At 56.3% G+C, this 2,605-nt stretch carries 2 protein-coding genes; both read left to right on the forward strand.

Annotated elements, in window-relative coordinates; genetic code table 11:
* A partial coding sequence (locus tag XH81_RS04715; protein WP_271596005.1) for a M24 family metallopeptidase occupies positions 1 to 492 on the forward strand: 492 nt, incomplete at its 5' end.
* 3 nt (positions 493 to 495) lie between these two features.
* Entirely contained in the window at positions 496 to 1,296 is an 801-nt protein-coding gene (locus XH81_RS04720) for an IclR family transcriptional regulator (protein ID WP_271596006.1), read from the forward strand.
* The last annotated feature ends 1,309 nt before the right edge of the window (positions 1,297 to 2,605 follow it).

The raw sequence follows: 2,605 nt of genomic DNA on the forward strand, positions 1-2,605 counted from the left end.
TCTCGTGTCGATGCGTACGCCCGAAACCGCATCATGCAAGAAGGAGATCTTGTCCGGCTGGACATCGGCGCAACTCTTAACGGTTACTACTCAGATATGGCGCGGACCTATGCAATCGGAGATCCTGGCGCCCTTGCAAGAGACCGGTACAGTGCACTCTTGAGAGGCGAGCGCATCGAATTGGAGTTGGTGCGCCCCGGCATCGCTGCCAGTGCCATCTTCGAGGCAGCAATGAAGGAAGTGAGATCTGGCGCCTTGCCTGATTATCAGCGCAACCACTGCGGCCACGGAATCGGATTGCGGTCCCATGAATTCCCGTTGATCGGGCCAAGCAGTGAGACAATTCTGAAACCTGGTATGGTGCTCTGTGTCGAAACCCCCTATTATGAGATCGGCTGGGGCGGGATGATGGTTGAAGACACCGTGATAGTGACCGATACAGGCTGTGAGTTGCTGACTAAGTCGTCCCGGGAACTCTGCCGGTCCCATTGAAACATGGCCATCGAAACAGATCGGATATCGTCGAGTACGCTCGACAACCGTATGTCTAAGAGCCAATCGCTCGAACGTGGCCTCGAAATTTTGGAAGCCGTAAACCAAGCTGAAAGGCCCATCGGCACGCGAGAATTGGCCCGCCTTCTCGAACTGAGCCCTGCAATCGTTCAGAGATTGGTCAACACGCTCTCGGAGCGGCATTATCTCCAGCGCGATCCCGATACGAAGCGCTACACCATTGGCTATCAGACCCTGATTTTCGGTGCATCACTAATGCGCCGGGACAATCTATTGGTCGAAGCGCGCAAAGAACTTGAGGAAGTCACAAGGAAGCTGCGGGTCGATTCTTATATGGCGACGCTGCAAGGGCGACGAGCGATATACCTGATGTGGCTGGCCGGCGACGCTCCCGTCTCCGTTCTCGCCGAACCTGGAGGCGAACTTTCCCTGCATTCCACAGCAATCGGAAGATGCATTCTGTCCTCCTTTTGCGATGAAGAGGTCCTCGAAATTCTGGGACCGGGCCCCCTGCGCCGGATCACAAGCAAGACCATTACAGATCCTTACCTCGTTCTAAACGAAATCCACCTGACAAAGGAGCGTGGTTTTGCCGTAGTTCAGGACGAGAATATCGACGGCATCATTTCGGTTGGTGCATTGATCAAACAGCCGACGGCCGGTCCGCGCAGTGCTATCAGCCTTTCATTTTCTCCATATTTCTCCAAGGATATTGATATCGAAGAAGCTGGGGCAGTAATTACGGCCGCGGCAAGGCGAATAAGCAGAATTGCAGTTTCGTAAGCGTGTTGATCCTTGGCATAGACGCTTGCGAGTACAATCTCAAGATTAGCTGGATTGCTGCTAGGGCGATCGTGCCTGGTGGTTCAGCTGAACTCTCTGGTTAGGACCTGCAGCAAGCTCGAGATCGGAAGTGCCTTTCCAATATGCGAAGAACTTTATGTGAACTTCTGCACGATGTGCGGCGGTAGCAAGCAGCAGATTGACAACGACCTCGCGCTTCTTTCGCACTGTTGCCCGACGGATTTCAATTAGCGGAACCATGAGGTGAATGTAGTGGTGCTTGTCTGTCAGGACCCACCTGCACTTTGGGACGACGATCGGATGTCCCGCTTCAGGATGACACTTTCGATCGAGCGGGTCGAGCCGACACAGCATGTTACACGAAAAGCGAAAGGACAATTCCCGGGACGCGTGGCTGGCTTGAACGTAACGGCATCAACGAGCTGGACGTACTGCACCAGAGGGACCCTTCGCAAGTGCCTCCGCAATCGCGAGGCACTTTGTTCCTCGACCTCTCGCTCACTAGCCGAAACTCCGCCTCTGCCGCGAATAGACCACCGATGATCACAACGGCGCGCTGACCTCTTCGCGTTGAGATGACGATTGGGGCTGCTCATCGCGAGCGGCGCATCATGCAATGCGTGCTGCGAGTGTGCGAAACGCATAATCGGAACGGACCCCGCGGGTTCATTCACCTGCTAGCCTCCGCGAGAACGCGACCGCGCTCGTACACTATCGTAGTGTTTTCATGTTCTTCTTTTCTGCAGGTTAGCCTGGAACGCGTGAGTCGGCGACACAAGCGTGGTGCGGTCTTCAGCCTGGCGCGTCAGCGGCACTCCTGTAGATCTCATCAATATTCTCCAGGTGACCCAGTAGGGCGGCATTACGTAAGTCGTTGCCGAAGCGGCGGCAGCAGCAAATTCCGTCTGTGAAGGAACATCTGGAGCTTGGCACCGATCCCAGCGAGATCCCCCCGGATCGTGGGCCATTTGGCTTTGCCCTCACAGATCCGGGCAGGCGGCTTTCCCGGACCCGGCTCTTCCCGAGGGTAACCCGGGTCATATCCGCGCCTGCGCCTATGTGCGAGTGATGCGTGGAGTTGGCAGGCGGAAGCGTGCCGTCAGGGTCTCGAACTCCGGCCAGCCCATGCGCCAGCTTTTCTGGTTACGCCGTCTCAGACAACACAGCCAGGTCCGACGCACTTCGCGGTATAAGCCGTTGAGCGCTGGACTTATGCGGCCTGCCATAATAGCCATAGTGCCCGCGCAGAACGGCGGCGAACCACTCGTACTGCGTAGCCAGTGGCGCG

The organism is Bradyrhizobium sp. CCBAU 25360 (assembly GCF_028128695.1).
Classification (GTDB): domain Bacteria; phylum Pseudomonadota; class Alphaproteobacteria; order Rhizobiales; family Xanthobacteraceae; genus Bradyrhizobium; species Bradyrhizobium ottawaense.